The 25,939-nt window shown below is 60.3% G+C and carries 26 protein-coding genes; 6 read left to right on the top strand and 20 right to left on the bottom strand.

All coding sequences use genetic code 11. The annotated features are described in order from the left end of the window. Window positions 1–9 precede the first annotated feature (9 nt). Together AMK00_RS27640 and AMK00_RS27635 are read left to right on the top strand one after the other, a co-directional pair. Complete coding sequence (locus AMK00_RS27640; protein WP_064806443.1) at window positions 10–339, top strand: DUF6665 family protein; 330 nt, start codon at window positions 10–12, stop codon at window positions 337–339. Window positions 340–424: 85 nt separating this feature from the next. Further along, window positions 425–1,291 (top strand): aldose 1-epimerase family protein, encoded by an 867-nt coding sequence (locus AMK00_RS27635; protein ID WP_064812413.1) that lies wholly within the window; start codon window positions 425–427, stop codon window positions 1,289–1,291. 12 nt (window positions 1,292–1,303) lie between these two features. On the opposite strand, the gene uxuA is transcribed toward AMK00_RS27635, so the two are convergent. Both uxuA and AMK00_RS27625 read right to left on the bottom strand, forming a co-directional pair. After that, window positions 1,304–2,491, bottom strand: coding sequence for a mannonate dehydratase (uxuA, locus tag AMK00_RS27630; protein WP_064812412.1), 1,188 nt, complete (start codon window positions 2,489–2,491; stop codon window positions 1,304–1,306). Window positions 2,492–2,535: 44 nt separating this feature from the next. Continuing rightward, window positions 2,536–3,258 carry a GntR family transcriptional regulator gene (locus AMK00_RS27625; RefSeq protein ID WP_064812411.1) on the bottom strand — a complete coding sequence of 241 codons (723 nt, stop codon included), beginning with the start codon at window positions 3,256–3,258 and terminating at the stop codon, window positions 2,536–2,538. Window positions 3,259–3,447: 189 nt separating this feature from the next. On the opposite strand from AMK00_RS27625, the gene AMK00_RS27620 reads away from it, so the two are divergent. From AMK00_RS27620 to AMK00_RS27610, 3 genes are all read left to right on the top strand, one after another. Continuing rightward, window positions 3,448–3,834, top strand: coding sequence for a DUF2934 domain-containing protein (locus AMK00_RS27620; protein ID WP_064812410.1), 387 nt, complete (start codon window positions 3,448–3,450; stop codon window positions 3,832–3,834). A 38-nt stretch (window positions 3,835–3,872) separates the two neighbouring features. Continuing rightward, a complete protein-coding gene (locus tag AMK00_RS27615) occupies window positions 3,873–4,124 on the top strand; it encodes a hypothetical protein (protein WP_064806653.1) in 252 nt (83 codons plus the stop codon). 360 nt (window positions 4,125–4,484) lie between these two features. Further along, window positions 4,485–5,759, top strand: coding sequence for an O-antigen ligase family protein (locus AMK00_RS27610; protein ID WP_064812409.1), 1,275 nt, complete (start codon window positions 4,485–4,487; stop codon window positions 5,757–5,759). Here AMK00_RS27610 and AMK00_RS27605 read toward each other — a convergent pair. From AMK00_RS27605 to denD, 18 genes are all read right to left on the bottom strand, one after another. Further along, a complete protein-coding gene (locus AMK00_RS27605) occupies window positions 5,735–7,786 on the bottom strand; it encodes a polysaccharide biosynthesis protein (RefSeq protein WP_082240390.1) in 2,052 nt (683 codons plus the stop codon). The two genes, AMK00_RS27610 and AMK00_RS27605, sit on opposite strands and share 25 nt — an antisense overlap. A 124-nt stretch (window positions 7,787–7,910) precedes the next feature. Further along, window positions 7,911–8,477, bottom strand: a complete 567-nt coding sequence (locus AMK00_RS27600; protein ID WP_064812408.1) for a sugar transferase — start codon at window positions 8,475–8,477, stop codon at window positions 7,911–7,913. A gap of 276 nt (window positions 8,478–8,753) precedes the next feature. Continuing rightward, a complete protein-coding gene (gene repC, locus AMK00_RS27595) occupies window positions 8,754–10,037 on the bottom strand; it encodes a plasmid replication protein RepC (RefSeq protein WP_064812407.1) in 1,284 nt (427 codons plus the stop codon). Window positions 10,038–10,293: 256 nt separating this feature from the next. Further along, window positions 10,294–10,956 (bottom strand): ZinT family metal-binding protein, encoded by a 663-nt coding sequence (locus tag AMK00_RS27590; RefSeq protein WP_064812406.1) that lies wholly within the window; start codon window positions 10,954–10,956, stop codon window positions 10,294–10,296. A gap of 431 nt (window positions 10,957–11,387) precedes the next feature. Next, window positions 11,388–11,663 carry a type II toxin-antitoxin system RelE/ParE family toxin gene (locus AMK00_RS27585; RefSeq protein WP_406869912.1) on the bottom strand — a complete coding sequence of 92 codons (276 nt, stop codon included), beginning with the start codon at window positions 11,661–11,663 and terminating at the stop codon, window positions 11,388–11,390. 53 nt (window positions 11,664–11,716) lie between these two features. After that, window positions 11,717–11,956: a type II toxin-antitoxin system ParD family antitoxin gene (locus AMK00_RS27580; RefSeq protein ID WP_064812405.1), complete on the bottom strand. Its 240-nt coding sequence runs from the start codon at window positions 11,954–11,956 to the stop codon at window positions 11,717–11,719. A gap of 109 nt (window positions 11,957–12,065) precedes the next feature. After that, entirely contained in the window at window positions 12,066–13,025 is a 960-nt protein-coding gene (locus AMK00_RS27575) for a sugar kinase (RefSeq protein ID WP_064812404.1), read from the bottom strand. 19 nt (window positions 13,026–13,044) lie between these two features. After that, a complete protein-coding gene (locus AMK00_RS27570) occupies window positions 13,045–13,860 on the bottom strand; it encodes a carbohydrate ABC transporter permease (RefSeq protein WP_064807400.1) in 816 nt (271 codons plus the stop codon). Next, window positions 13,860–14,798 carry a carbohydrate ABC transporter permease gene (locus AMK00_RS27565; RefSeq protein WP_064807399.1) on the bottom strand — a complete coding sequence of 313 codons (939 nt, stop codon included), beginning with the start codon at window positions 14,796–14,798 and terminating at the stop codon, window positions 13,860–13,862. The genes AMK00_RS27570 and AMK00_RS27565 overlap by 1 nt, the downstream gene beginning before the upstream one ends. Then, window positions 14,798–16,126: an ABC transporter substrate-binding protein gene (locus AMK00_RS27560; RefSeq protein WP_064812403.1), complete on the bottom strand. Its 1,329-nt coding sequence runs from the start codon at window positions 16,124–16,126 to the stop codon at window positions 14,798–14,800. The genes AMK00_RS27565 and AMK00_RS27560 overlap by 1 nt, the downstream gene beginning before the upstream one ends. Window positions 16,127–16,180: 54 nt before the next feature. Beyond that, entirely contained in the window at window positions 16,181–16,858 is a 678-nt protein-coding gene (locus AMK00_RS27555; protein ID WP_189637654.1) for a GntR family transcriptional regulator, read from the bottom strand. A 7-nt stretch (window positions 16,859–16,865) separates the two neighbouring features. Then, window positions 16,866–17,750 (bottom strand): dihydrodipicolinate synthase family protein, encoded by an 885-nt coding sequence (locus tag AMK00_RS27550; RefSeq protein WP_064813164.1) that lies wholly within the window; start codon window positions 17,748–17,750, stop codon window positions 16,866–16,868. A gap of 140 nt (window positions 17,751–17,890) precedes the next feature. Further along, a complete protein-coding gene (locus AMK00_RS27545) occupies window positions 17,891–18,790 on the bottom strand; it encodes a carbohydrate ABC transporter permease (RefSeq protein WP_064812401.1) in 900 nt (299 codons plus the stop codon). Window positions 18,791–18,886: 96 nt separating this feature from the next. Continuing rightward, window positions 18,887–19,813, bottom strand: a complete 927-nt coding sequence (locus AMK00_RS27540) for a carbohydrate ABC transporter permease (protein ID WP_064807391.1) — start codon at window positions 19,811–19,813, stop codon at window positions 18,887–18,889. Window positions 19,814–19,997: 184 nt separating this feature from the next. Then, on the bottom strand, window positions 19,998–21,302 hold the full coding sequence (locus tag AMK00_RS27535; RefSeq protein ID WP_064807389.1) for an ABC transporter substrate-binding protein: 1,305 nt from the start codon (window positions 21,300–21,302) through the stop codon (window positions 19,998–20,000). Between the two features lie 191 nt (window positions 21,303–21,493). After that, the gene (locus tag AMK00_RS27530; RefSeq protein WP_064807387.1) at window positions 21,494–22,561 is read right to left on the bottom strand and encodes an ABC transporter ATP-binding protein; all 1,068 of its coding nucleotides are present in this window, start codon (window positions 22,559–22,561) and stop codon (window positions 21,494–21,496) included. A gap of 69 nt (window positions 22,562–22,630) precedes the next feature. Beyond that, window positions 22,631–23,404, bottom strand: a complete 774-nt coding sequence (locus tag AMK00_RS27525) for an SDR family oxidoreductase (protein WP_064807385.1) — start codon at window positions 23,402–23,404, stop codon at window positions 22,631–22,633. After that, window positions 23,401–24,387 (bottom strand): D-erythronate dehydrogenase, encoded by a 987-nt coding sequence (gene denD, locus AMK00_RS27520; RefSeq protein WP_064807383.1) that lies wholly within the window; start codon window positions 24,385–24,387, stop codon window positions 23,401–23,403. The genes AMK00_RS27525 and denD overlap by 4 nt, the downstream gene beginning before the upstream one ends. Window positions 24,388–24,834: 447 nt before the next feature. Here denD and AMK00_RS27510 point away from each other — a divergent pair, with 447 nt between their 5' ends. Then, a complete protein-coding gene (locus tag AMK00_RS27510) occupies window positions 24,835–25,833 on the top strand; it encodes a LacI family DNA-binding transcriptional regulator (protein ID WP_082240389.1) in 999 nt (332 codons plus the stop codon). Window positions 25,834–25,939: the final 106 nt, after the last annotated feature.

Here is a 25,939-nt window from a genome sequence, read left to right as displayed (position 1 = left end):
TCCGCACCCATGAGCGTTCGTCCGCCGCAATCCTTCAGACAATCCCAGCAGGATAGAAACGGCTTCAACGTCCTCGAATATGAGTTGATGTCGGAACGCGCCGATGCGCTCGGGCGTCACGGGCTGAAGGTGGAGGCGGCACTCACCGCGCTGAAAGCCTGGACCGGCGAGCATCAAAGCGCAGAGGAACGCGAGAGGCTTGTCAATGACGCCTCCGACGCCGTCTGGGCATTCTTCATTCAGCGGGAGATTTGCGGCTTGCGCAACAACCGCGACGCCATCCAGCGCTACGGCATCCCGAACGAAGTGATCGCGAGACTGGGCGCAATACGGAAATAACGGCTGACGTGCGTCTTCCACCTACAGATAGAAACCGCGGTGCAGGCAGCTATGCTTGTACCGAACCAGCGTGAAAGGAATTGCCATGTCAAGCACAATTCGGATCGGCAATCGGGATATCACCGTCGACATCTCTTCCCTCGGCGCAGAAATGCAGGCGCTGACCACCAATGACGGGCGCTCTTGGTTGTGGACGGGCGACGCGACCTTCTGGACAGGGCGCTCGCCGATCCTGTTTCCGATCGTCGGCAAGGCTCCGGACGACAAAATCGCGATCGACGGCATGGTCTATCCGTTGGCGCAGCACGGTTTTGCCCGGCGCAGCGAATTTGCCCTCGCAGCCTCTACGGCAACAGCCTGCCGGTACGAGCTTGCCGCCTCTGCGGCTACACAGGGGATCTATCCTTTCGACTTTCTGCTGGCCGTGGAACACGCGGTCGAGGGCCGCGCTTTGACCGTCACCGCCAAAGTCAGCAACCGCGACCAGAAGGCGATACCGTTCGGATTCGGCTTCCATCCGGCCTTTGCCTGGCCGCTGCCGGGTGCCTCCGGGCGCGCCCACACCGTCGCGCTCGACAATGAGGGTGAGCCGGAGCTTGTGCGGCTGGAGGGCGGCCTCATCAATCCAGCGCCGTTGCCCTCGCCCTTCGATAAAGGCCGGGTGGTGCTGGATTATGCCCTGTTCGACCAGGATGCGATGATCTTCCCCAAAGGCGCAGGCGAAGGGCTGCGCTACGGCGCCGAGGGCGGGCCGACTTTGCGGTTCCATTTCGAAAACCTGCCGAATCTTGCCCTGTGGACGAAGCCGGGGGCGCCCTTCATCTGCGTCGAACCATGGCATGGAACCGCTGCGGAAGCGGGAGGCTCGAGCGAACTGTCGCAGCGGCCGTACACGAACATATTAGCGCCCGGCGCGAGCACGCGCTTCGCCTTTACGGTCGAGATTTCATGACAGCCCGCGCCCTCAATTCGGCGGAGCGCCTAGCGCATGCAGGATGCCGCGCAGTTCAGCAAGGCCGCGCATGCGGCCGATGGCCGGGTAGCCGGGCGTGACTGTTTTGTCGAGATCGTCGAGCATGCGGTGGCCATGGTCCGAGCGGAAGACGATGGTATCCTGAGCACCGCGACGACGGTCTTCGGCGACCAGTTCCCGGAGAACCGCGACCATGTTGACGTCGCCTTCCAGATGCGCGCTTTCATGGAACGTTCGGCCATCGCCCTCTCGCGTCGTTGCGCGCAGATGGGCGAAATAGATCCGTGAGGCGAAACGGCGGGCGATCGCCGGCAAATCGTTATCGGCGCGCACGCCAAGGCTGCCGGTGCAATAGCACATCCCGTTCGCCTTCGATGGCACCGCATCGAAGAGAGCAGCATAATCATCGGCCGTCGAGGCGATGCGCGGCAGGCCGAACAGCGACCGCGGCGGATCGTCGGGATGCAGCGTCAGCTTGACGCCGCGTGCTTCGGCCGCCGGCGTCACCGCCTCTAGGAATTCGATCAGGTGCCGGCGCAGCTTTGCGGCATCGATGCCGCTATAGGCGACAAGCTTTTCCCGGAAGGCCGGAATCGTCAGAGGTTCAGTGGTCGAACCCGGCAGAGCCGATGTGATGATGCGGGTGATTTCGGCGATCTCATCCTCCGACATCGCCTCGAAGACGATGCGCGCCCGTTCGCGATCCGCATCGGAATAGTCTCGTGCCGCATCCGGCCGTTCCAAAATGAAAAGATCGAAGGCCGCGAAACGCTCATGATCAAAGCGCATGGCGGTGGCCCCGGTCGGCGTCACGAAATCGAGTTCGGTGCGGGTCCAGTCCACGACGGGCATAAAATTATAGCAGACGATCGGAATGCCGCAGGCGGCGACCGCTTCGAGGCTGGCGATCCACGCCTCGATTTCGGCCTTCGCCTCCCCGCCCCTGCGCTTGACGGCATCCGGGATCGGAATGCTTTCGACGACCGACCAGACGAGCGACGAGCGATCGGCCGGCGTCGTCTCGATCAGCGATTGGCGTTCGCGCACTTCCTTCTCCGTCCAAGCCCGGCCGATCGGCACCTGATGCAGCGACGAGACGATGTTGGTCGCCCCGGTCTGACGGACATCATCCAGCGTCACCGGCGCTTCCGGCCCGAACCATCTCCAACCCTGCCGCATCCTTGTTCCTTTCCTCGCCTTTTCGTTTCGTAGTGATCCTGCCCTCAGCAGAAATAATCGGGGTAACGCGAGCGCAATTCGTCGACGTCGGGAATGACGGCGCTCAAGTGATGGATCATCGCGCCGCGCGCAGCCGCAGCATCATGGGCGGCGAGCGCGTTGCGAATGACGATGTGTTCGCGGACAACGTTGTCCATGCGCCCAAGCGCCGGCAGCGCCAGCCGCCGCGCCCGGTCGATCTGCACCTTGACCGTCTTCAGAAGCGCCCAGATGCCGGGATAACCTGCTATCTCAGCGATCGCCTCATGGAAGGCCTCGTCCTCTTCATGAAAGTTCGAGGCGTTGCCGAGCGCAGCAAGCGAGCGCTGCCGGGAGATGATCGCATCCAGATGGGCAATATCGGCAGCGCTGGCGGTTTCGGCGGCAGCCTCGACGGTCGTACCTTCGAGCGCTTTGCGCACGACCACCGCCTCCGGGATCGACGCGACAGGCACACGCGATACGACCGTGCCCGACTGCGGATAGATGTCGACCAGCCCGCCTTCAGAGAGCCTGAGCAGTGCCTCGCGCACCGGCGTGCGGCTCACCCCGAAATCCTCGGCGATCCGCTTTTCCTGCAGCAACAGGCCAGGCGGCATTCTGAGCGAGACGATGTCGGCATAGAGACGTTCATAGATGGCACCGGCCGTGGTGACGCGTCGCAACCTCGGACCGACTTCCTGAAAAATCGAAACCGCAGGCGCTTGGGCTTCTGAGGACTGCCGCATAATCAAAACCAGCGATCGTGTTTCTGGCATATTAGTATATCAGTCGCAATACCCTGCCAAGACCTACGGAGGAATTTGGATCACATTTGGAGGTTCGCGGTCGTTTCACCGCGGGTTTCGATGCTGTCGAGACTGTTGGTTGGAACTTAGATCAGCCGAATTGGTTGAGATCCAATCAAGGAGGCGCCGATGAAGAACCCGGTACGACGCACAAAAAATGAAAACACGACCGATGACACACGGCTGAAGGAACTCTCCCTCACCGGCGCGCGGAAAGGGAAGATGGCGCGGCAAGCCACACACGAAACCGGCCCGGCGGTGCTCCGTGAGGAGGAGATCCGGAAAAGAGCACATGCGCTGTGGGAGAAGGAAGGCAGGCCGGAGGGCAGGCATCGGGATCACTGGATTCGCGCCGAGCATGAGCTCGATGCGCAATATGGCGAGGCCGACAATCCTCCCAAGCTGGAAGCGCTGCGTGAGGCCTCGCGCCAACATAGCGATGCCTTCCTGGTCAAGACGGATATCGAAGACGCGGACCAACGCGAAGCCTCACCCGGCACACGCGAGCAGAATTAAATTGCGGTCTTGAGCCAATGCAGGAAAGGTCTCCCGACATGGTCGATAAAAAAGACTTGGACGCCGGATTTACCGGTACCCCCGTCGAGCCGCCGGAAGGACTGGCCAAGGTTGTCCAATCGGCGGCCAGCGGGGTGAAACGTGAGGTCCATGCAGTCACGGCCGGGGCTAGAAACCACCCGCACACCGCCAGCGCATTGTTGCTCAGTATTGGTATTCTCGCATTCGGGTTCGGCTATCTCCTCGGCCGGTCATCGGTGGAAAGCGCGCCGCGCCCATATTGGCGATAGCTGCAGGCCCCAAAAGTGGCGGCGCGCTGGCGCGTCGCTTTCCTACAACGGCCGGCCACTTTGGTTGGAATGGCGAGAGATTCAGATCCTGTGCCTGCAGGCGTTCCCTGATAGCGGGAATGCGCCGCCAGATGACAAAGCTTCTCAATAGGTTCGCACCTCAAACGTGTTTTCTGTTCGGAACAGCTTTGCTGTTGCAGCCTGTTGCGACCGTCATCGAGCAGGAGCAATGAGCATCCGAATCTGCTGTTGCCGGAATACGACAGTGAAAAAAGCGCAGGTTCCTCCTGCCTTCACGGCTTGACAGCGGTGACAACGGTCCTTAGCGAGGCTGGAAAGCGACACGTCAGGGCTACCAAAGTGAATTATTTCAGGCAACTCGTGATTGCGGTGCTTCACCCCGGGAACGGGTCAGGAAGCGCGCTTGATCGAACCAATGGCATTGCGGTCTTTCTCTTTGCAATCCTGCCCGGACTTTCGCCTAACTTCAACTCCTTCATCCTCCTCGGGTCGATGGTCTCGGGCCTCTATTGTTTGGCAAGAGCCCGCTTTCCTCTGAACCTGTCGAAGTCCGACCGAGTGGTTGCCATTTGCATGACGATTTACCCGGTGGTGATGATCGTCAGCATATTCGTCAATCCGCCTTTCTCGGAAGAACTGGATTGGATTTTCCGGCTCCTGCCGTTCTTTTCGATCTGGCTAATTTTGCCGCGTATGCGTCAATCTCCCGATGGCCGCCTTATGCCGCTCTTTATCCTCGGCGCGGGTCTCGGCATGATCGTTACCTTTCTTTTCAGCCTGCTTCAGGTCTTGTTCCTGATGCCGAGGGCGGAGGCGGGAACCTCGAACGCGGCGCTGCTGGGCGTTATCGGCGTGCTTTTCGGCGGCGTCGCGCTACTCAATATTCAATCTCCCAAAAGCATGGAGCAAAAGATCGCGATATTGGGATATGCCGCGGGCCTCGGCTGCGCGCTGCTTTCCGGAACACGCTCGGCCTGGCTTGTCATCCCCGTTCAGCTCGTCATCTTTCTCTGGTATTTTCCCAAAAACCGATTTCATGTCAGTCTGCGCAGCCTCGCCATCACCGGATCGGTACTGTTGCTGGCACTTCTCGCCTTGGGCAGCGACCAGGTTGTCTATCGCGTCCGTGAGCTCCAGGACAATCTGTCATCGCTCGAAAGCACCAATGGCGATATCACATCGCTGAGCGCGCGGGTTGCTCTTTACAAGGGCGCCCTATCGGCAATCACCAAGGATCCGTTGACCGGCTATGGCCCGCAAAACCGGATGGCTGCTGTCTTGGCAGAAGTCCCGGAGAGCCTAAGGCAGCAACTGCCCTATTCGCATGTCCATAATGGCTTTCTGACCGCGGGAATTGACGCCGGCCTTTTCGGCATCGCAGCGCTTTCGCTGCTGCTCCTGACGCCCGTGATCGGTGCTTGGAAAAAGGAACCTGGCCCTGGCCGCGATTTAGCCATAGCGCTCGCTCTCTTGCTGACCAGCAGCTACATTATAACCGGCAGCTTCGGTATCATGTTCAACCAAAAAGCTCTGGATCCGATCTTCGCCTATATGGTCGCTCTTATTTGCGCGGACCGGGGCAGCACGCGTTATGCACCTGTCGTTCGAAGCTGATTTCCTGCGGCTGAGGCTAGCGCGTTGACATCTTCATGCGCCGGATTGGTTTCGGCGCCGGTAAATGCAAGATCGGAAACCTCGCCCGTCGAGGAATAGCCGGAAACGAGTTCTGCCAAAGTCGCACGTGCCGCGACCATGTCGTTTCGGTCCAATGACGCATTGAGCGAATTGAGCTTCTTTGAAAGTTCCGCCCAGGACAGGAAATCCTCGCGCGCCTTCATAATCCGCGGATGTTCAGTTGTCTCGGGGTTATCCCCGATCAACAGTTCTTCATAAAGCTTCTCACCGGGCCTCAGGCCGGTAACGGCAAGCTCGATGTCCCCTTCTGGATTATCAATGTCCCGGACGGTCAATCCGGACAGTTCGACCATCTTGCGGGCGAGATCGGCAATGCGGACGGGCTCGCCCATATCGAGCAGGAAAACATCGCCGCCGTCGGCCATGGCGCCCGCTTGAATGACAAGTTGCGAGGCTTCCGAAATAGTCATGAAGTAGCGGGTTATTTTCGGATGCGTCAGGGTAACCGGGCCGCCGTCCTTGATCTGCTGCCGGAACAGCGGCACGACGGATCCGGAGGAACCGAGGACATTTCCGAAGCGGACCATCGAGAAGTTCGTCCGCAATCTGTCAGCGGTCAGCTCTGCCGCAAGCGCCTGCAGCACCATCTCGGCCAGCCTCTTGCTGGCGCCCATCACATTCGTCGGGCGCACGGCTTTGTCCGTGCTGATCAGCACGAAATTCGAGACGCCGCATTTATTTGCCGCACGTGCGGTGATCAATGTCCCCATGACATTGTTCTTGATGCCTTCCACGGCGTTGTGTTCGACGAGAGGCACATGCTTGTAAGCAGCAGCGTGATAAAGCGTCTGAGGCCGCCAGCTTTGCATGATATGTTCCATGCGATCCTGGTCGCGGACGGAACAAAGGATCGGCACGATCTGCAGGCTCTCATGCTTGTAAACTTCGGCCAGCTTCAGCAATTCGGCATGAATATTATAAAGCGCAAACTCGTTCTGATCTATGAGGATGAGGCTCGAAGGCGCGTTGCGCAGAATCTGGCGACATAACTCGCCGCCGATAGAGCCGCCGGCGCCCGTGACCATCACCACCTTGTTGCGCATCGCCTTGTCGAGCAGCTCTTGCCGTGGCGCAACCGCTTCCCTACCCAGCAGGTCTTCGATCTCCAGCTCACGAATATCGGAGACCGCGACTCGTCCCTGAGCCAGCGCCGTGAGATCCGGCAATGTCCGGACGTTCACCCTGGCTTTGCGGATATGCTCGAGAATTTCATTGCGACGCTGTCGCGATGCGGATGGAAGAGCAAGAAGCACGTTGTGCACGCCAAGTGCTTCGGCGAGCACCGGAAGATCCGACGGGTCATAGATCGGCAAACCACCCATGATGCCGCCCTTAAGGCGCGGATCATCATCGAGGTAGCCGACGACATTGAGTTCGGCGCTGTTCGTCAGAGCGCCGGCGAGTTGCCGTCCGGCATTTCCCGCCCCATAGATCAACACCTTGGCGAGCGTATTCTGGTGAAGAATACGCTGATAGGTATCCCCGAGCCAATAACGGATGCCCAACCGTGACAGGCCGATCGCAATCAGCAGCAGGAAGGGCTGGAGAATGCCGACGGTTCTCGGAACGCCCGGGACGCTCAGCGCCGTAAATATCGTCATGAAGGCGACGCCGTAGATCGCAATTGCTTTTAGAACGGCAATGAAAGCGGCCATGTTGGCATAACGGAAGATCGCCCGATACATGCCCATGACGATGAAGATGGGAAGCGCCATGCACAAGGAGACGAAGACCGGCAACCACTGCACGCCGGTTAGCACCGTCCATTCGTTTAGACGGAAGCAATAAGCCAGCCAGATCGTCAGGACGCAAAGACCGGAATCCACCAGCAAGGCGAGCGCGCGTTTGGCAGCACGCGGCATGGCCAGCAGAGGGGCGACGAGCGCCTGCATCGGCACCAAGAACCATCTCGAGCGTGGCGTCTCAGTGGGGGTATTTTCAGGCATTGCTTCCCAGCGTCTCGCGGATCAATCAGACAACCACCTTCTTGTCATTTTCTACAACGAGCGCAACTGAAATAATCGGAAATCAAAGTCTTCCGCACCGCCCATCTATCAGAAGTAGGTAACTTTAGTGCCTTATTCCCTTACGGCGGACTACCTTGTCGGCCGTCAGAAAGAGGATGCGCATGTCGAAACCGAGGGAGCGCCGCTCAAGATATTCGACATCGAATTTCACCTTCTCCGGAATTGGCAATTCATCACGCCCGTTGATCTGCGCCCATCCGGTCAATCCGGGCAGGAGCTTGTCGACGCCGTGGGCCCTCCGCAATTCGATCAAATCATACTGATTGTAGAGCGCCGGGCGCGGCCCGACGAAACTCATCTTGCCCGCCAAAATGCACCAGAGCTGGGGCAGTTCGTCGAGGCTGGATTTGCGCAGAAACGAGCCGATGGGCGTCAGGAACCGCTCGGGGTTTTCGAGCAGATGTGTGGCGACTGTAGGCGTGTCGACGCGCATGCTGCGGAATTTCGGCATCAGGAAGAGCTGGTTGAACCGCCCGATACGTTTTGACCAGTAGAGGATCGGTCCTGGCGACGTTAGCCGGACACTAAGAGCGACGACAAGGATCGGAACGAACAGGATGACCGAAGCCACCAAAGCCAGGAAAAAATCCACCGCCCGTTTCAAGCCCATGCCCCGCACTTCTTCCGTTGCCTCTTCAGCGGATTTCCGCCATACGCCACCGCGCCGTATCGTCAAAAAGGCGTTTCACGTCAACTCCAACCGCACCGTTTCTCCAGAAAACGCCGTCCGATCGTCGATCATATCCTTCCCCTCGCCTTGCCGATCAAAAATCTTGTAACCTCATGATCTCAAAGGCAGAAGATCTTAACGAGAAGTTATTTCTCTGTTTATTTCCGTCACCTTTCGTTAACCATAGGTTGGCGCGGACAAATGACACGACATTTTTCATCCGGTCTTGCCCCTGATTGGCGAATTGGTGCGGACAAGCGCCATCAGCATCGGTCCGATGGCAAATTCGCCTCTCTCGGCGCGGCGGGTCAGGTCACGGAGGTAACCACCGGCGGAATTGATGTGCCCCGCCCTTTCAAGGACGCACGCTATGACGGTAGCCGCATTTTCATGCCCCATGACCTCGCAGGCCTGCTCATAGGCCGAGGGGCTCACTCCGAGCATCGAACGCACGACGACAGCCGCCGCCATCAGATCGCGCCATGTGCCCACCGATCCCTGCGGCCCATAGGCGGTGATCTCTGGGCAGGCCTGCAGCACTAGGCCCAGCGGGAAGGATCTGAGCCCGCCGGCGGCAACCGAGGTTGAGTTTGCCGCCGGCACGGGCCTGCCCTTCCCTTCATGTGTCGCTATTCTGGCCATCGGCTCGGCCCGACCTTCCGATCGGTCGTCTGCCGTTGCGCCCTGCTTCGTTTCGAAGCCTGGTTCAAGTTCAGTGATGAGATATGGATTTGAATTCTGTATGTGCCGCTCAGAATGTTGGGCATTGCCGCTTTGATTGGGGGCTTTAACCTGTATTTCCAACCGATTGGTGATTTCTTCACGCAACAGTTCCAGTTCGTCGAGTGCGGCGGCGATCTTCTCGGAGGATGGCGATCGCGGCAGCCGTTCGACGATGCCTCGAAAATGCAGGTGAACCCCGCTCCAATCACCAGAGGCCCCCTCTTCCATGGCCATCTCGATGAGCTTGGCGATGTCGCGCCGGCAAATCGTCAGGCGTTCTTTGAGCCGCTGCAACTGCAATCGCTCGGCTGCCACCTCCGCCGCCAGCCGCTCGATCTCGTCCGCGCGCGCAAGCAGCGGCGCCAGCGAGAAGCCGAATGCCTCACGAATATCCCCGCCCTGCTCCTTGCGGGCGTAACGTTTGCCGTTCGGGCTGTCCTTGCGGATCAGCAATCCGGCCTCGATCAGCGCCGCCAGATGGCGACGGATCGTCTGCTCCGCCATTCCATGCGCGCGCAGAGAGAGCTGCGTGTTCGAAGGAAAAACAACCAACCTGCTGTCCTCGGAGAGCTCTCCCTTAGGATAAAAGCTCAGCAAGGCGTTCATGATGGAAAGCGCCCGGTCGGTAATGCCGAGCAGCGGCCTGGCCTCGCACAGAGCGCGATAGAGTTTCCATTTATCAATCGATCGGCCCGGCTCGATTTTTCGAGCAGCGGCCTGACTTGCCAACATGCCAAACGTCATCGGCCGCCGCCCGAAGGGCGTCGGGCCGGGCATGTTTCCGCCAGGATCAGAGGCGATCGGCTCGGACGTACCTGGAGGTATGCCCATCGCCAATCGCCTCTGCCCTTTACGAAACCCTGCTCCGGCAGAATGCTTCAAGCTAACCCGGAAAAGCTCTAGCCGGGCATCCCTGGCCAGGATCAAAGGCGATCGGCTCGGACGTACCAATGGATATGCCTTCGCCAATCGCCTTTGCCCTGACGAAAACCTGCTCCGGCAGGGTGCTTCAAGCTAGCCCGAAAAGCTCAACTCAGTGGCTCAGCATTTCCTCGGCGATCTGCTTCCCACTCAGGCTTGAGGGGTAGTAGGTCGGCCAGTTGCTGACCTCATTCAGTAGCGCGGCGCGGTCATTGCCCCAATAGAGATGGTAGTGGTCGGCCTTCTCGGGGGCGACGATGTGGTCGCTGAACTGGATGAACTGAGGTGCCGCGTCATCACCGGCGCTTTTTCTGAAGATGAACCGAACCCCTCGATTACCTTTCTTGTAGGTGAGGATTTCGTGCCCGTCCGTCTCGTAGTCTCCGATCACGGAGTCCTTGCCGCGGAAAAAGGTGACCTTCGTTCCGTTGATAACGATCCGGTCGACGTCGGTCTTGTATCCCGTCTCGTAGTAGGCCCGATATTCCCCGGCGTTCTTGTCGCCATGTTTCGCCTTGTCAGCCATCACCGGATCCAAGGTTCCGTCGAAAAGATAGGGGTAGACCGACTGCCAATCGCCTTCCCAGTCCGATAGTTCACGCGCCTTTACCTGGTCGTCATCGAAATACCCATCATACACCGACCTCTTTTCATCGTGGGTATGGCTGTGGTTGTGATTGTTTCCGGAGGATGTCTCAGCGCCTGCCATTCCTGCAAAAGTCAATGTTGCGGATACAGCCAGTGCGTAGCTGAGTGTTGTTGTCGCCTTGTTCATTCACTGAAACCCTTTAGATTTGCCAGCACGGTTTGTGCCTGGGCGTGATGTAATAACATTACAAACGCGAATTAGCGCCATTTGACGGCAAGCGCAAGGCGGAAACCGGTGAGACGCGTCGCTTGGGTGACCAGGCACGACACCAGTCAATTCAGGAGGTGCCCGTCGCTAGGCGCGGTCGGCGAGCACGTGTTTGGACGGTCCAGTGACGGGATCACAGGCAGGAGCCGTCTTTTCCTCGTCGATCCGCTGCAGATCGCGCTCGCTCATCGCAATCAATCCCATCCGCTTGTCTCCCACGTCAGCAAATGCGGGGAGTGTGACATTCCAACTTTGCGGAAACAGGACACTTTAACTTTGCGGCTACAGGCGAATCTGGCGTAAGATAGCTTATGGAACTCTCAGAAGAGGCCTATCAAAAATACGCCGAGCTAATCCGATGCTTCTAAATCCTGTAACCACGCCGGAATATCCTGCTTGGCGTGCAGAACCCGCCACACGTCGACCTGGTCGGCTCGTTCAAGATAGAAGATCACATAAGGAAAACCCTTCAGCGTCGCACAGCGCAGATCGGGCAGACCGAGTTCATATGAGTAGCGCAGTGAGCCCGATGCAGGATGCTCTGCGATCAAAGTATAGGTTGATTGCAGCGCATCGATGAAGCCTACCGCTATCTGCGCTCCCGCCATGCGCGCGTAATAATCCACGGCATTCTCGACATCCCCGCGAGCCGACTGGCGGGGAACGATAGGTTTTGCGATCACTTGGAGCTTTGTTTCGTTGCGCGCTCGCGCAAGCTATCGAAATAGCTGGTGTCAATGGGTTCGGTCGTGTCGGATGACGCGCCCTCAAGCAGAAGATTGCGCAACTGCTGCCGATCCTTGTCGCGACGGATGAGTTCGCGCACGTACTCGCTGCTCGTGCCATATCCTCGACCGGCGACCTGCTGGTCGACGAAGTGCTTCAAATTGTCCGGTAGCGAGATATTCATAGTGCCCATAAGACCAAGATAGCCAGCATGGCAAAATTTGGCAAGGTCTGGCCTTCGTATAGTGGAAGCGCATCTCGCGGTCGGCGACACGACGTCCGGCCTCATCTATTGAACTCGCTCACCTTCTGGAAAACGCGTTCCAATCCCGCAGGGCATCGCAGACTTGGGCTCTGGTGGGTGCGCCGATGCGTCCGCCGAACACCTGGCATTTGAGAGCCGCCGCCATGGATGACAGTCGCATCGTCTCTGCGATCGGCATGCCTTCCGCGATTGCCAGCGCGAAGGCGCCGTGGAAGATGTCGCCGGCTGCAAGTGTGTCGATCGCTCTCACCTTCGGCGCGGCAAGGTGACGGATGTCGCCGCTTGGATCATCGAACCACAGGGAGCCATGTTCGCCAGCCGTGACGCTGATGAAGGCATGTTCGAATTTCCGTTTCAGCAGGCCGACGGTCTCGACGAGATCCGCCGTCCCGGCAAGCCGCTCGGCCGCGGGCTGCGAAAACACGATGTGGCTGGCGGCCGGCGCCAGCATCTCGATGACCCCCTCGCCGGCAACGTCGCCGTCGAGTATGGCCGGTTTGCCGGCCTTGCCAGCTGCGATCAACACCCGCAGTGCAAGCTTCGGCCATCGGACATCGACAAGCACCGCATCGAAAGCAGACATCTCCTGCTCGGTGACCAACCTGACCGTATCGTGGAGCCTCTCATCGTAGAAAGGCACAATCAGGCGTTCGCCCTCATCATCGATGAGGATCGTCGAGACGGCCGAGCGGGCGCCCTGCACAACCGTCATGCCGCTCGTGTCTATGCCGCTGTCGCCGAGGTCGGAAATGATCCGTTCGCCGGTGGCGTCGTCGCCGACCGCGCCCCAGAGGCTGGCATGGCCGCCAAGCCGGGCGACGGCGAATGCCGCGCTTGACGCCATGCCTTCGGCGACCTGCAGCATCTCATAGGGCAAGATCTTGCCCTGGCCCGATGGCAATGAGCGCACCCGGAACAGGGTGTCGAGCACCGCCGCGCCGATGCAAAGCACGCGGCGTGGCGGACCCGGCGGCGGGCCGAAGGCAGAGGAACTCATTAGCGGTCGCCTCACCTGCTCACTTGACGGCCCCGGCCGTCAGCCCGGCGACGATCTGTCGTTGCGCAAAGACGGTCAAGATCAGCACCGGCAAGGTGACGATCAGCGCGGCTGCCGCGAGCGGCCCCCAACTCACCTGTTCGAAGGACAGCATATTGTAGACGGCGACCGGCAGCGTGCGCGTCTCGCGGCTGGCGAGCACGATGCCGAAGACGAAGTTGTTCCAGGAGAAGATCACCGACAGGATGAAGGCGACGACGATGCCGGGCCTCGCGATCGGCAAGGCGACCAGGCGGAAAACCTGCCAGGGCGTGGCGCCGTCGATGCTCGCAGCCTCTTCCAGTTCCATCGGCGTCGTCTCGAAATAGCCGATCATGATCCACACGACGATCGGCACGGTGACGACGAGATGGATGATGATCTGCGGCATGAGCGTGCCGAGCAGGTTCAGCCACTGGAACAACAGGAAGAGCGGGATCAGGAACGACAGGCCGGGCGTCATGCGCGCGATCATGATGACCATCGCGGATTTCTCCGCCTTCAGACGCGCGATTCCGTATCCGGCCGGCACGCCGATCAAAAGCGCCAGAATCGTGGCGCTGCCGGTCACCAGCAGCGAATTCCAGAGATAAAGGAAGAAATTGTTCTCCTCGAAAACCTTCACATAGTTTGACCAAGCGAAACGCTCCGGGATGAAGATCGGCGGATAGGCGCCGTTGTCGATTTCATATTTCAGCGACAGCGAGATCATCCAGAGGAAAAACAGCACGACCGGCGAGATCATCACCAGCGCGACGAACAGCAGTCCGATGCGATCGAGCGTCTTGCGCTTCATCAGCGTGCCTCCCCGTCGGACCAGTTGACGCGCTGCCGGATCATCATCAGGACGAAGGAGAGCAGCACGATGAGGATGAAGAAGACGACCGCCATGGCTGAGCCATAGCCGATATCGTAATAGGCGAAGGCGGTGTTGTAGAGATAGATGTTGATCGTTTCCGATGCCGTGCCGGGGCCGCCCTGGGTCATGGCATAGATGATGTCGAAGCTCTTCACCGCATCGATGCTGCGGATGATCACGGCGATCATCAGGAAGGGCGCGATCATCGGCAGCGTCAGATAGCGGAATTTCTGCCAGACATTGGCGCCGTCGATCTCAGCGCTTTCATAAGGTTCGCGCGGAACCGCCGCCAGGCCGCCGAGCACGATCAGCATGACGAGCGGCGTCCACTGCCAGCTTTCGACCAGCACCAGCGAGGGAATGACGCTGCGCTGATTGTAGATCCACTCCTGCGGGCCGATGCCGACGAAGGAGAGGAGATAGTTGAGCACGCCGAGCTGCGGATGGTACATCATGGTCCAGACGAGCGCGATGGCGACGGGGGTCGCCATCATCGGCATCACGAATATGCCTCGTATGAGGCCGCGCAGCGGGAATCGGGCATCGAAGATCAGCGCGGCGAGCGTCCCCAGAAAAAGGGGAACCAGCACGGAGAGCGCCGTATAGAGCACCGTATGCCACAGCGACTCCCAGAAGCGCATGTCGGTGGCGAGTCTGATATAATTGTCGAGCCCGGCAAAGACCTGCGACTGGCCGAGCGTCCAGCTGTTGACGCTCATCCACACCGTAAACACCCATGGAAAGACGATGACGGCTGAGATGACAATGAGCGCCGGGATGACGAAGGGCCAGTAGTTGGGAGCAAACCGATCCGGTTTGCTCCTTCCTTTCGACGCCTTGGCCATGGCGGCCGTTTCGATGCCTGCCGAAGCCATTATCCCTCGCTTTTCGCCAGGACGGGTTCGAACTGCGCCGTTGCCGCCTTCAGTTCGGTTTCAGGATCGGCGCCGCCGATCATGTTGGTGAGGCCGACGCCATAGATGTCGCGGAACTCGGTAACCGGAATTATGACCGGCAGGGCGAGCTGCGAAATCTTGCCGGAGCCGGCAACGGCATCCAGCCATGTGCCGGGCATCTTTACGCCTTCGCGGACCTTCGCATCCTCGAGCACGGACTGGCGGAACGGAACGCCGGCGCCGGCTTGCAGCAGGCGCGCGCCCATGTCGTGCGAAATCGCCCATTGGCAAAACAGGTAGGCGGCTTCCTTCTTCTGGCTTGCCGCGACGACACCAAGGCCGTCGCCGAAGGTGCCGGCGGCCTGCGCCTTCGGTCCTTTCGGCATGACGCCGTAACCGACCTGGCCGACGACGCGCGACTTTTCCGGATTTTCGATCGGCGGGGCGAAACCGACGCCATCCAGCCACATGCCGATCTTGCCTTGCAGGAAGGCCGACTGCGCCTCGGCCCAGTTGAAGCCGGAAACGCCGGGAGGAGCGGTCTTGGTCATTAGCCTCTGATAAAGTTTGGCCGCGTCGATCGCTTCCTGCGATGTCGTGCGCAGCTTGCCGTCCGGGCCGAGCGGGCTCGAGCCGTAGCCAAGCAGCAACGTCGTCCAGACCGGCGTGTTGGCGTTCTTCAGGCCGCGGGCGACGAAGCCATAGGTGTTGGTCGAGGCATCGGTCAGCGCTTCTGCGGCGCTTGCCAGTTCTTCGAAGCTGGTGGGGTAGGCAAGCCCCTTCTTCTCGAACAACGCCTTGTTCCAGTAGATGATCCAGTAATCGACCGAGAAAGGCAGCGAACGCAGAACGCCGTCGGCATCCTTGGCGAAGGCGAGACCTGCTTCGGCGAAATCGCTTTCCACCAAGGAGGGGTCAGTCAGCGAGGCGTCCTTGAGAAAGCCGCTGATATCGGCAAGCCAGCCGCCTTTCTCGAACTGCCGCTTCTGGACGTGGTAGCTGAGGTGCACAACGTCGAAGCTCGGTTTTCCGGAGCTCAGCTCGATGGTTGTCTTCTGGCGCTGCTGCTGTTCAGGCGTTGCTTCGGCATTGACCTTGATGCCGGTGAGCTCCTCGAACTCCGACAGATACTTGGTCAGGATTTCGCTGCGCGGGCTCTTGACCAGATTGACTTCGAGCGTGGCGCCGGCGAAGCGCTTCCAGTCGACCGCAGCCGCTGCCGGCCGCATGCCGAGCACGCTGCTGGCCCCAAGGGCGGCCGTGCCGGCCAGAAAGCCGCGCCGCGTCGGGTTGAAGAATGATGGCATGTAATCCTCCTCCTTTTGCCGGCGATCTCCTCATCTCCGGCTGTTCATTCTCGATTATATCCCGAGCGCACGATCCCTTGCATGATTGATGTGTGCGACAAGGCTGTTGACGGCGTCCTCCGCCGAACGTCGTTCGATCGCCTCGAGCACCTTCAGATGCTCGCCCATGACGGGTCCGACGTGACCGTCGATGCGAAAGCGGTCCTGGCTGATCAGGCGCATCTTGATCGAGTTCACGCGGTAGGCATTCGAAATGATAGTATTGCCAAGGGCGTCGATAAAGGCATCATGCATGCCCCAGTCGACAGCCTGCGCGCGCAGCTCCAATTCGTGCGATCCGCCGCCGCTGCGGATGGCGTCGGCGATATCCCGATGCTGTTTCACGAGCTTTGCGATCGTCTCGTCCGACGCGGACCGGGTGAAGAGGGCCACGGCTTCCTTCTCCAGGAACACGCGCAGCTGGAAGGCCTCACGGATGAGATTGAGATCGATGTGAGCGATCTGCAAACCCCGCTGCGGCACGGTCTTGATCAGCCCTTCGGCTTCAAGCCTGGGGATGAGCTCCCGGATGGCACCGAGCGGCAGTCCCGTCAGTTCCACGAGGCGGCGCTGGGAAACGAACTGGCCAGGGCGCACGTCACGTGCAAGAAGGTGACGCGTAAAGCTCGCATACGCCTTTTCCCGCAGTGTCGGCTGCTCCTCCGTTCCGTCCATCGCCTTCTCCAGAAACATGCCCGACCTATGCGGCTTTCGAGCGGAAAAGATTATCGAATGCCAGAGCGAGTTGCGCCCGCGCTTCACCGGATATCGAAGTAAGCGGCGGACGGACCGCGATCCATGTCTCCTCCGACGTCGTGCGCGCGACCATCGCCTTCACGGCCGGAACGACAGGATGTTTCAGCAATTCGAGAACGAAATCGGCGACGCGGCTATCGTCCTTACCCTCTTCGGCCATCGGCTTGAGTTCGTGGGGCACGAAATTCGCCATGCCCGATATAGCACCCTGGCCGCCGAGCCGCACGGCCCTTGCGAGGTGCCGCTCGTCGCCGACCAGGATGATGAGATCACTATGGGCTTGCAAAAGCGCTTCCGTGTACGGCCAGTCGCCGGAGGAATCCTTGACGCCCGTGACGATATGGGGAAAGGCGGTCCGCAGCCGGCCGATCAGCGACACGCTCAGCGGCACCATGGTGAGCGAGGGAAGATTGTAGACGATGATATCCCGCGCCGTGTCGCCCAGAAGAGCGAACACGTTGGAAAACCATTGAAAGACGCCGTCGTCACTGACGTTCTTGAAATAGGACGGCGGGGCAAGAAGGATGTTGCGGGCGCCCCTGGACAGAGCCTGACCGGCCTGCATCGCCGCATCCTCTGCGGCATCGACCAGCACGCCGACGATAATGTTGCCAGGCGCAATACCGGCATCGAGAAAGGCGGCCAGCACGCGTTCCCGTTCGCCGTTCCCGACGGAGGAGCCCTCGCCCGTCGTCCCGAACAGCGTCACGCTGGAGCATCCGGCCGCAAGGCTGCGTCGCGCCTGCGCGATCATCGCCTCGATCGCAATATTGCCATCGCTGTCGAACGGCGTGGCGAGAGCGACGGAAAGCCCGAATCTTGATGTCAACTTCATTCCTCCCAGCTAATGGGTCAGGTGTAGCAGGCTGACATGTTAGTTGTAAAGGGGTGATTGTTCGGTCGCGCCTTTCAGCAGATTCTCGACGACCGGGGTTTCCAAACGTTCCGCGCCCGGGCCGATTTACGAGACTACTCCTTTACCGCGCCCGTCATCGAGGACACGTAATAATCGACGAAGAAAGAATACAGGATCACGACAGGCAGCGAGCCGAACAGCGCACCCGCCATCAGCGATCCCCATTCGAAGACGTCGCCGCGGACCAGTTCGGTCAGGACGCCGACCGGAATAGTCTTGTTTTCCGAGGACTGGATGAATGTCAGCGCGTAGATGAATTCGTTCCAGGACAGCGTGAAGGCGAAAATGCCGGCCGAGATCAGGCCGGGGACGGCGAGCGGCAGGATGATCTTGACAAGGATCTGCCAGCGGTTGGCGCCGTCCACCAGCGCGCTTTCCTCGAGCTCGAACGGGATCGAGCGGAAATAGCCCATCAGCAGCCAGGTGCAAAACGGGATGAGGAACGTGGGATAGGTGAAGATCAGCGCCAGGCGCGAGTCGTAGATCCCGAGCTTGAAGACGATGAAGGCGAGCGGGATGAAGAGGATCGACGGCGGAATGAGATAGGCGAGGAAGATGACGAGGCCGATCTGCCGCGAGCCGGTGAAGCGGATGCGCTCGATCGCATAAGCGCCGAACACCGAGGCCACCAGCGATAGCGCCGTCGACCCAACGGCCACCAGCATCGTGTTCCACAGCCAGCCGGGATAGGACGTCTCGAGGAACAGGTATTTGATGTGGTCGAGCGTCGGCCCGACCACCCAGAAGGGGCTGTAATTGTTGTAGTCGGTCAACTGTTCGTTCGGCTTCACGGCGGTGATCGCCATCCAGTAAAAGGGAAAAAGCAGAACGAAGACGAAGACCGCCATCGGCAGGTAGAGCATCACTACGCGCCGCGGCAGGCGGTTCAGATAGCTCATGCCCTCGGCATTGTCGGTCAGGACCTCATCGGCCGTTTTGAGATTGGTCGACATTTTTTCCCCCTTAGAGCAATTCCAGCAAAAGTGCGTAGCGGTTTTGCGTCCGGAATGCGTAAAAACAAAGAGATAGAGTATTTCCGTGGAAATACACTAGTCCTGGCCGCCCTGCTGCCATTTGCGGCGTTGCAGGCCGAAGAAGCTGAACATGATGGCACCGAGCAGGAAGGGTATCATGGCGACCGCGATGGCCGCCCCCTCACCGAGCTGGCCGCCCGGAATGCCGCGCTGGAAGGAGAGTGTGGCCATCAGATGCGTGGCGTTGACCGGTCCGCCCTTGGTCAGCACGTAGATCAGCTGGAAATCCGTGAAGGTGAAGAGCACCGAGAAGGTCATGACGACCGCGATGATCGGCGTCAGCATCGGCAGCGTCACATAGCGGAAGCGCTGCCAGCTCGTCGCGCCGTCGAGCGAGGCCGCCTCCTGCAGCGAAGCCGGAATGGTCTGCAGGCCGGCAAGCAGCGAGATCGCCACGAAGGGGATGCCGCGCCAGACATTGGCGACGATGACCGATATCCGCGCATTTGTGGGATCACCGAGGAAGTTGATTGGCGCGCTGATCAGCCCGAGCTTCATCAGCGACCAGGAGATGATCGAGAACTGGGAATCGTAAATCCACCAGAAGGCCAGCGCCGAAAGCACCGTCGGCACCACCCAGGGCAACAGCACGATCGCCCGAAAGAAGGATTTGAATGGAAGGTGCTGGTTCAGGAGCAGTGCCAGCCAGAGGCCGAGCGCGAATTTCAGAGCCGAGGCGATGACCGTGTAAAGGATGGTGTTGAAGACCGACAGCCAGAAAACGGCGTCATCGGCCAGGAATTCATAGTTCTCCAGGCCGATGAAGATGCCATCCCGGCCGATCCGCGTGTCGGTAAAGCCAAGCCAGACGCCGAGCCCCAGGGGATAGGTGAGGAAGCAGACAAGGAACACGGCGGCCGGCAGCATGAACAGGAAGCCGAGCACATTGTTGTTCTGCATCAGCGAGGGGCCGCGCGTATCCCCGGATTTCAAGGTCGACATTGCTTGTCTCCAGATTGAATTCAGTCCTGACGCATGTCGCCCGGAAGTGTGCAGCGGTTCCGGGACTACGACATGCATAAAAACAAGGAACTAAAGCGCGGCGCATGGATCAAATCTGATGTGACGCGCTTTAGAGGCCTGCGGCATGCCGGATATCGGGCATGCTGCACGTCCCGGCTCCGGATCAGACGCGGTAGTAGCGGTTTGCCCGGCGTTCGGCTTCCTTCATCGCGTCCTCGGGCGACTTCTGGCCGGTGACGGCGGCGGCATACATGTCGACCAGCACGTAGTCGGCCATGGTTGCCGCCGAGGCGTAGCCGAGCGGACCGGCATAGCCGTTCGGGCGCAGCTTTTCCGAGGCGCGCGCATAGGGCGCGTGAACCGGATCGGCGGTCCAGACCGGGTTCTTGGCGAAGGCCTTGAGTGGCTGGCAGCAATAGGCGCTGGAGCCCTGGATCCAGGCATTCATCTGATCAGCTTCCATCATGAACTTGATGTAGGCCTTGGCCGCTTCCGGATATTTGCTGTGCTTGAAGAGCAGCAGAGAGCTCGTCTGGAAAAGCTCGACGCTCTTGCCGACCGGTCCGATCGGGAAGTTCGTCGTCCGAATGTCCTTTGCGATCTCGGCGAGCTTCGGATCGTTCTTGGCCGTGTAATAGACCGAGACGCCGTTGGCGATCAGCGATACCTGGCCGGCGAGGAAGGCGCGGTTGTTGTTGACATCCAGCCAGCTTTCCGTGCCCGGAATGAAGGTCGCGTAGAGTTCCTTGGCATAGTTGATCGAGGCGAGCGTTTCCGGGCTGTTGATCGTCACCGTGCCGCTTTCGTCGACCATTTTGCCGCCATGGCTCCAGAGCAGCCAATGGGCGTAGTTGTTACCGTCGCCGACCGCCTTGCCGTGCGGGAAGCCGGCGGGCGTGCCCTTTGCCTTCATCGCCTTGCAAAGCTCGAGGAAGCCTGCGGTATCGTTCGGGAATTCGTTGAAGCCGGCAGCCTTCACATGGCTGTCGCGATAGACCACGGCATTGCCGATCGTCGTCAGCGGCATGGCGATGAACTTGTCGTCACGGGTGGCATAACCCTTCAGGCCGTCGTACCAGCCCTCGTACTTGTTGCCGAGATAGTTGCCGAGTTCCGTGAGATCGACCAGCTTGTCGGGATATTGGTGCGCGTCGTCGAACCAGCACATGATGAGATCCGGACCGGAGCCGACATTGGCCGCAACGGCGGCTTTCGGACGGATGTCCTCCCAGCTCTCCTTGTCGATGCGCACTTCCACGCCGGTGGCTTCAGTGAACTTCTTGGTATTGGCAAGCCAGGCCTCCTCATCACCCTTCACGAAAGGCGTCCAGCGCAACAGACGCAGGCTCGCGCCGCTTTCCGGCGTGTAGGTCGGTTCGGCCTGCGCAAAGGACGGCTTGATGCCGAGGCCGGCGACACCGGCAACGGCTGCCGATGCAGCAAGAAATTCACGTCTCTTGATCGTCATGAGATTCCTCCTCATTGAAACAGCGGGAGCAATTCTCCGGCATTCACCTCCCGCTTGGTGAACGGCGGCCTGGCATCCCGGGGGCACAAGCTCCCCAGGGAGGTTTGCGCTCCCGTGGGGCTCACCCCTCGAATGCTTGCGCTCCGGCGGAACGGGAGACTCCTCCTCTCCCCTTATCCCGCCGGATGGCGTCAGTCGGTCAATCGCATGCCGCCTTCGGCGTCGAAGAGATGGACATGCTTGGCATCGATCGCCACCCGGATGGCTTCGCCCGGGCGGGCATCGACACGCTCGCGGAAGACGCAGCTGACATCGCTGCCGCCGAGGCGGACGGTCAGATGCGTCTCATAGCCGGTCGGTTCGATCACCACGATCTCGGCCGGCACGCCGTTCGGATCGAGCGAGATATATTCGGGGCGCAGCCCGTAGACGAGATCGCGGCCGACAGCGCTCGTCGGCGCATTGGCGACGGGCAGCCGCGTACCGTTGGCGGCGACGAACTGGCTGGGATTCTCAGGATCGAGCCTGCCGTGGATCATGTTCATCGCCGGCGAACCGATGAAACCGCCGACGAAGAGATTGGCGGGGCGGTCGTAAAGCTCGAGCGGCGTGCCGATCTGCTCGACGATGCCGTCATGCATGACGACGATCTTGTCGGCCATCGTCATCGCCTCGATCTGGTCATGGGTGACGTAGACGGTCGTCGTCTTCAGGCGCTGGTGCAGTTCCTTGATCTCGGCGCGCATGGCGACGCGCAGTTTCGCATCAAGGTTGGACAGCGGCTCGTCGAACAGGAAGACCTCCGGATTGCGTACGATGGCCCGGCCCATGGCGACGCGCTGGCGCTGACCGCCGGAAAGCTGGCGCGGATAACGGTCGAGCAGCTTGTCGAGACCGAGGATGCCGGCGGCATATTTTACTCGCTTTTCGGCTTCTGCCTTCGGCGATTTGTTGAGCATGAGCGAGAAGCCCATGTTCTGCTCCACCGTCATATGCGGATAAAGCGCATAATTCTGGAACACCATGGCAATGTCGCGGTCCTTCGGCGGCAGCGTGTTGACGACGCGCCCGCCGATCTTGATCTCGCCACCGGAAATATTCTCGAGCCCCGCCAGCATCCGGAGAAGTGTGGACTTGCCGCAGCCCGAGGGCCCGACGAGGATGACGAATTCGCCGTCGGCGATATCGATGTCCACCCCTTTGATGACGGGATGCGCGCCGAACGATTTCCGGACATCCGCGAACTGAACGTTTGCCATACTCCCTCCTCCCAGATCATGAGCACTGCATAACTGCATATTATGTCGCTTCGGCCGCGACAGCAGGCCTTACCCCCGCCCGACAAAGGGCATTTTCGTCGCCATCACGGTCATGGTCAGCACATTGGCGCTGAGCGGCAGGCCGGCCATGTAGACGACGGCGTCGGCAATATGGGCCGGGTCGATCGTCGCCTCCGCGGCAATGCTGCCGTTGGCCTGCAGCACACCGGCCGCGATCCTCGTCGTCATGTCGCTGGCGGCGTTGCCGATATCGATCTGGCCGCAGGCGATGTCGAATTCGCGCCCGTCGAGCGCGGTGGATTTGGTCAGGCCCGTAATGGCATGCTTCGTCGCGGTGTAAGGCGCCGAATTCGGGCGCGGCGTCGTGGCCGAGACGGAGCCGTTGTTGATGATGCGGCCGCCGTGCGGGCTCTGGCTCTTCATCAGCCGGAAGGCCTGCTGCGTGCAGAGAAAGGCGCCGGTGAGATTGGCGGCGACGATGGCGTTCCATTGCTCGAAGGAAACCTCCTCGAGCGGTACGCCCGGTACGGTGACGCCGGCATTGTTGACCAGGAGGTCGAGCCGTCCGTATCTCTCCGCGATCGCATCGAAGAGAGCCCGCACCGAAGCGGGATCGCCGACATCGGCGGGAACCGCGAAAAACTCGGCCCCCGTTTCGCTGCCAAGCTCGCTCGCCGCCTTTTCAAGCACATCGGCCCGTCGTCCTGAAATCACCACTCTGTAGCCGGCCGCGCCGAGTCCCCTCGATATGGCACGCCCGACGCCGGTGCCACCGCCGGTGACAAGCGCGATCCTTGCTTCTCCGCTCGCCGATACGCTCACGCAATCCTCCCGCCGAGTTCATCCTCGATATGCACTTGCAGAATTTCGTCGAAGCTCGTTTCCGCCTTGAAACCGAGCGAAGAGGCTCTCGTCGCATCGAACTGGGTCGGCCAGCCGGCGACGATGCGTTCGATCACAGGATCGGGCACGCGTTTGATGAGGGCGACCGCCTTGTCGCCGGCCACCCGGCGCAGAGCGTCGATCTCTTCGGAGACCAGCGCGGAAAGGCCCGGCATGGTCAGGTTGCGCCGCGCGCCGATCCTCGCCGTATCGATCGTCGCGGCATGGACGAAGAAGCCGACGGCCGCGCGCGGACTGGCAAACCAGTGCCGGACGCTGTCGCTGACCGGCAATATGGCTTCCTTACCGACCAGCGGCTCGCGCAGGATATTGGAGAAGAAACCGGAGGCCGCCTTGTTGGGCGCACCGGGGCGCACGCAGATGGTCGGCAACCGGATGCCGATGCCATCGAAGATGCCGCGGCGGGAATAATCGGCAAGCAGCAGTTCGGCAATTGCCTTCTGGGTGCCGTAACTCGTCAGCGGCGTGGCAAAGAATTCATCCGGAATGACCTCCGGGAACGGCGTGCCGAAGACGGCGATCGAGGATGCAAAGACGACGCGCGGCACATAGGCGCTCTTGAGGCTGAGCTGGCGGATCGCATCGAAGAGAGCGCGCGTGCCATCGAGGTTGACGGCGTAACCCTTGTCGAAATCTGCCTCGGCCTCACCCGACACGATGGCGGCCAGGTGAAAGATCAGATCCGGCCGGCTTTCGATCAGCCTGTCAGCTACGCCGGCGGCGGCAAGGTCGACTATCTGCGTCGTGGAGACGGACTGGAGCGTCTCCGGCACCGGCGGCTGAAAAGCATCTGCCAGCGTCAGACGGGTGATGGATCGGCCGAAAGCGAGCGGCTCGCGCGCAATCTTCTCGACCAGCTTGCGGCCGACCATGCCGGCTGCTCCCAAGATCATCACATGCATATCGGCTCTTCCTCCCGTCGGCCGGTCTCTTCGGTCAAGATCGCGCTACTCGTCTTATTGTCCTTGTGGTCACTCCCGGGCCGGCTCGCGACGCGATCTGGAACCAGCCCGATCGGCATATGCCCGATCGAATTCAGATAGGTTTGCAACCTGCGGGTCAAGTCACCTTTCCTGATCCGCAGATCATCGCTATCGAACGTTAATCAGATGTCGGATCCTCCGAAGCGCTGCCTGTGCGCCCATCGACTCCGATTCTATGACCATGGCTTTACCTGTCTCCCGCCCGGCTTCTCTCCCGTTTCCCATGGCTGGTATCGATACCGGTATCGGTAACAACGCCTATTTTTACCGTGCATGTCAAGTAGCGAGTGTTTTCCTTTTTTGGAAAAGAGCCTATGAGTCTGACGTTGCCCGCTGGCGAGGCAGTTCGACGATGGGGTCGGTGCGATGCGTAAATCCACACTGGAAGAGGTTGCCGCTGCGGCAGGCGTCAGCAAGATGACGGCATCGCGCGCCCTTCGCGGCGCCGCCGACGTTTCCAAGGAGACTCGCGAAAAAGTGCTTCAGCAGGCCGAGCGGCTAAACTACGTCGGTAACCGGCTGGCGCTCTCACTGTCGTCGCAGCGCACCAACCTCGTCGCCGTCGTCGTTCCCAGCATGTCCAACATCGTCTTTCCCGAGATGCTAGCGGGCATTTCCGCCGGGCTGCGGGGATCAGGCATGCAGGCGGTGTTCGGCATCTCTGATTACGATATGGCGAAGGAACGCGAGATCATCCGCGACATGCTCTCCTGGCGCCCTGCCGCCATCATTGTGACGGGTCTCGATCAGCCGGCAGAAACGGTGAGAATGTTGCAGAATGCCGCGATCCCCGTCATTCAGCTGATGGATCTCGACGGCACGCCCATCGATTTCAACGTCGGTCTTTCGCATGGCAAGGCCGGGGAAGAGATGGCAAAAGCGCTGTTGGCCGCCGGTCGGCGGCGATTCGGCTATATCGGCAGCGCGATCGACAGAGATCTGCGCGCCGGCAAGCGGAAGGCCGGCTTCGAGAAAGTGCTGCGTGAGAGCGGCCTTGCTTTCGTGGACGAGCGGTTCAACGCCGCCTATTCCTCGGTGGCGCACGGCAAGCGGCTGTCCATGTCGATGCTCGCGGCGACCAGGGATCTCGACTGCATCTATTATTCCAACGACGACATGGCGACGGGCGGCGCCTTTGCCTGCCTGGAACTCGGCATTTCCAGCCCTGCGGAAATCCTGATCGCCGGATTCAACGGGTTGGATGTCGCCAGCGCCCTCCCGGTCAGGATCGCAACCTCGATTTCGCCACGGCGTCAGATGGGCGAAGTCGCCGCCGCGCTTCTGCTCGCTGCGAGCAGCGGAGACGGCAGCCAGATATCCGAAAAAATCATTGCCTTCACTCCGGAGATCACCGGCGTGGATTGAAATCTGAATGCCTCGTGCTCGCCTCCAGAAGAGTTGGCTCGATGCGTCGGTTTGCAGAATTGCAGCCGCCGTTGCGCGCATGCAAAGACCCGTGGCCCTGCCAGTC

This window comes from Rhizobium sp. N621 (assembly GCF_001664325.1).
In the GTDB taxonomy this organism is placed as follows: Bacteria; Pseudomonadota; Alphaproteobacteria; order Rhizobiales; family Rhizobiaceae; genus Rhizobium; species Rhizobium esperanzae.
This window is presented reverse-complemented; position numbering and strand designations above follow the sequence as displayed.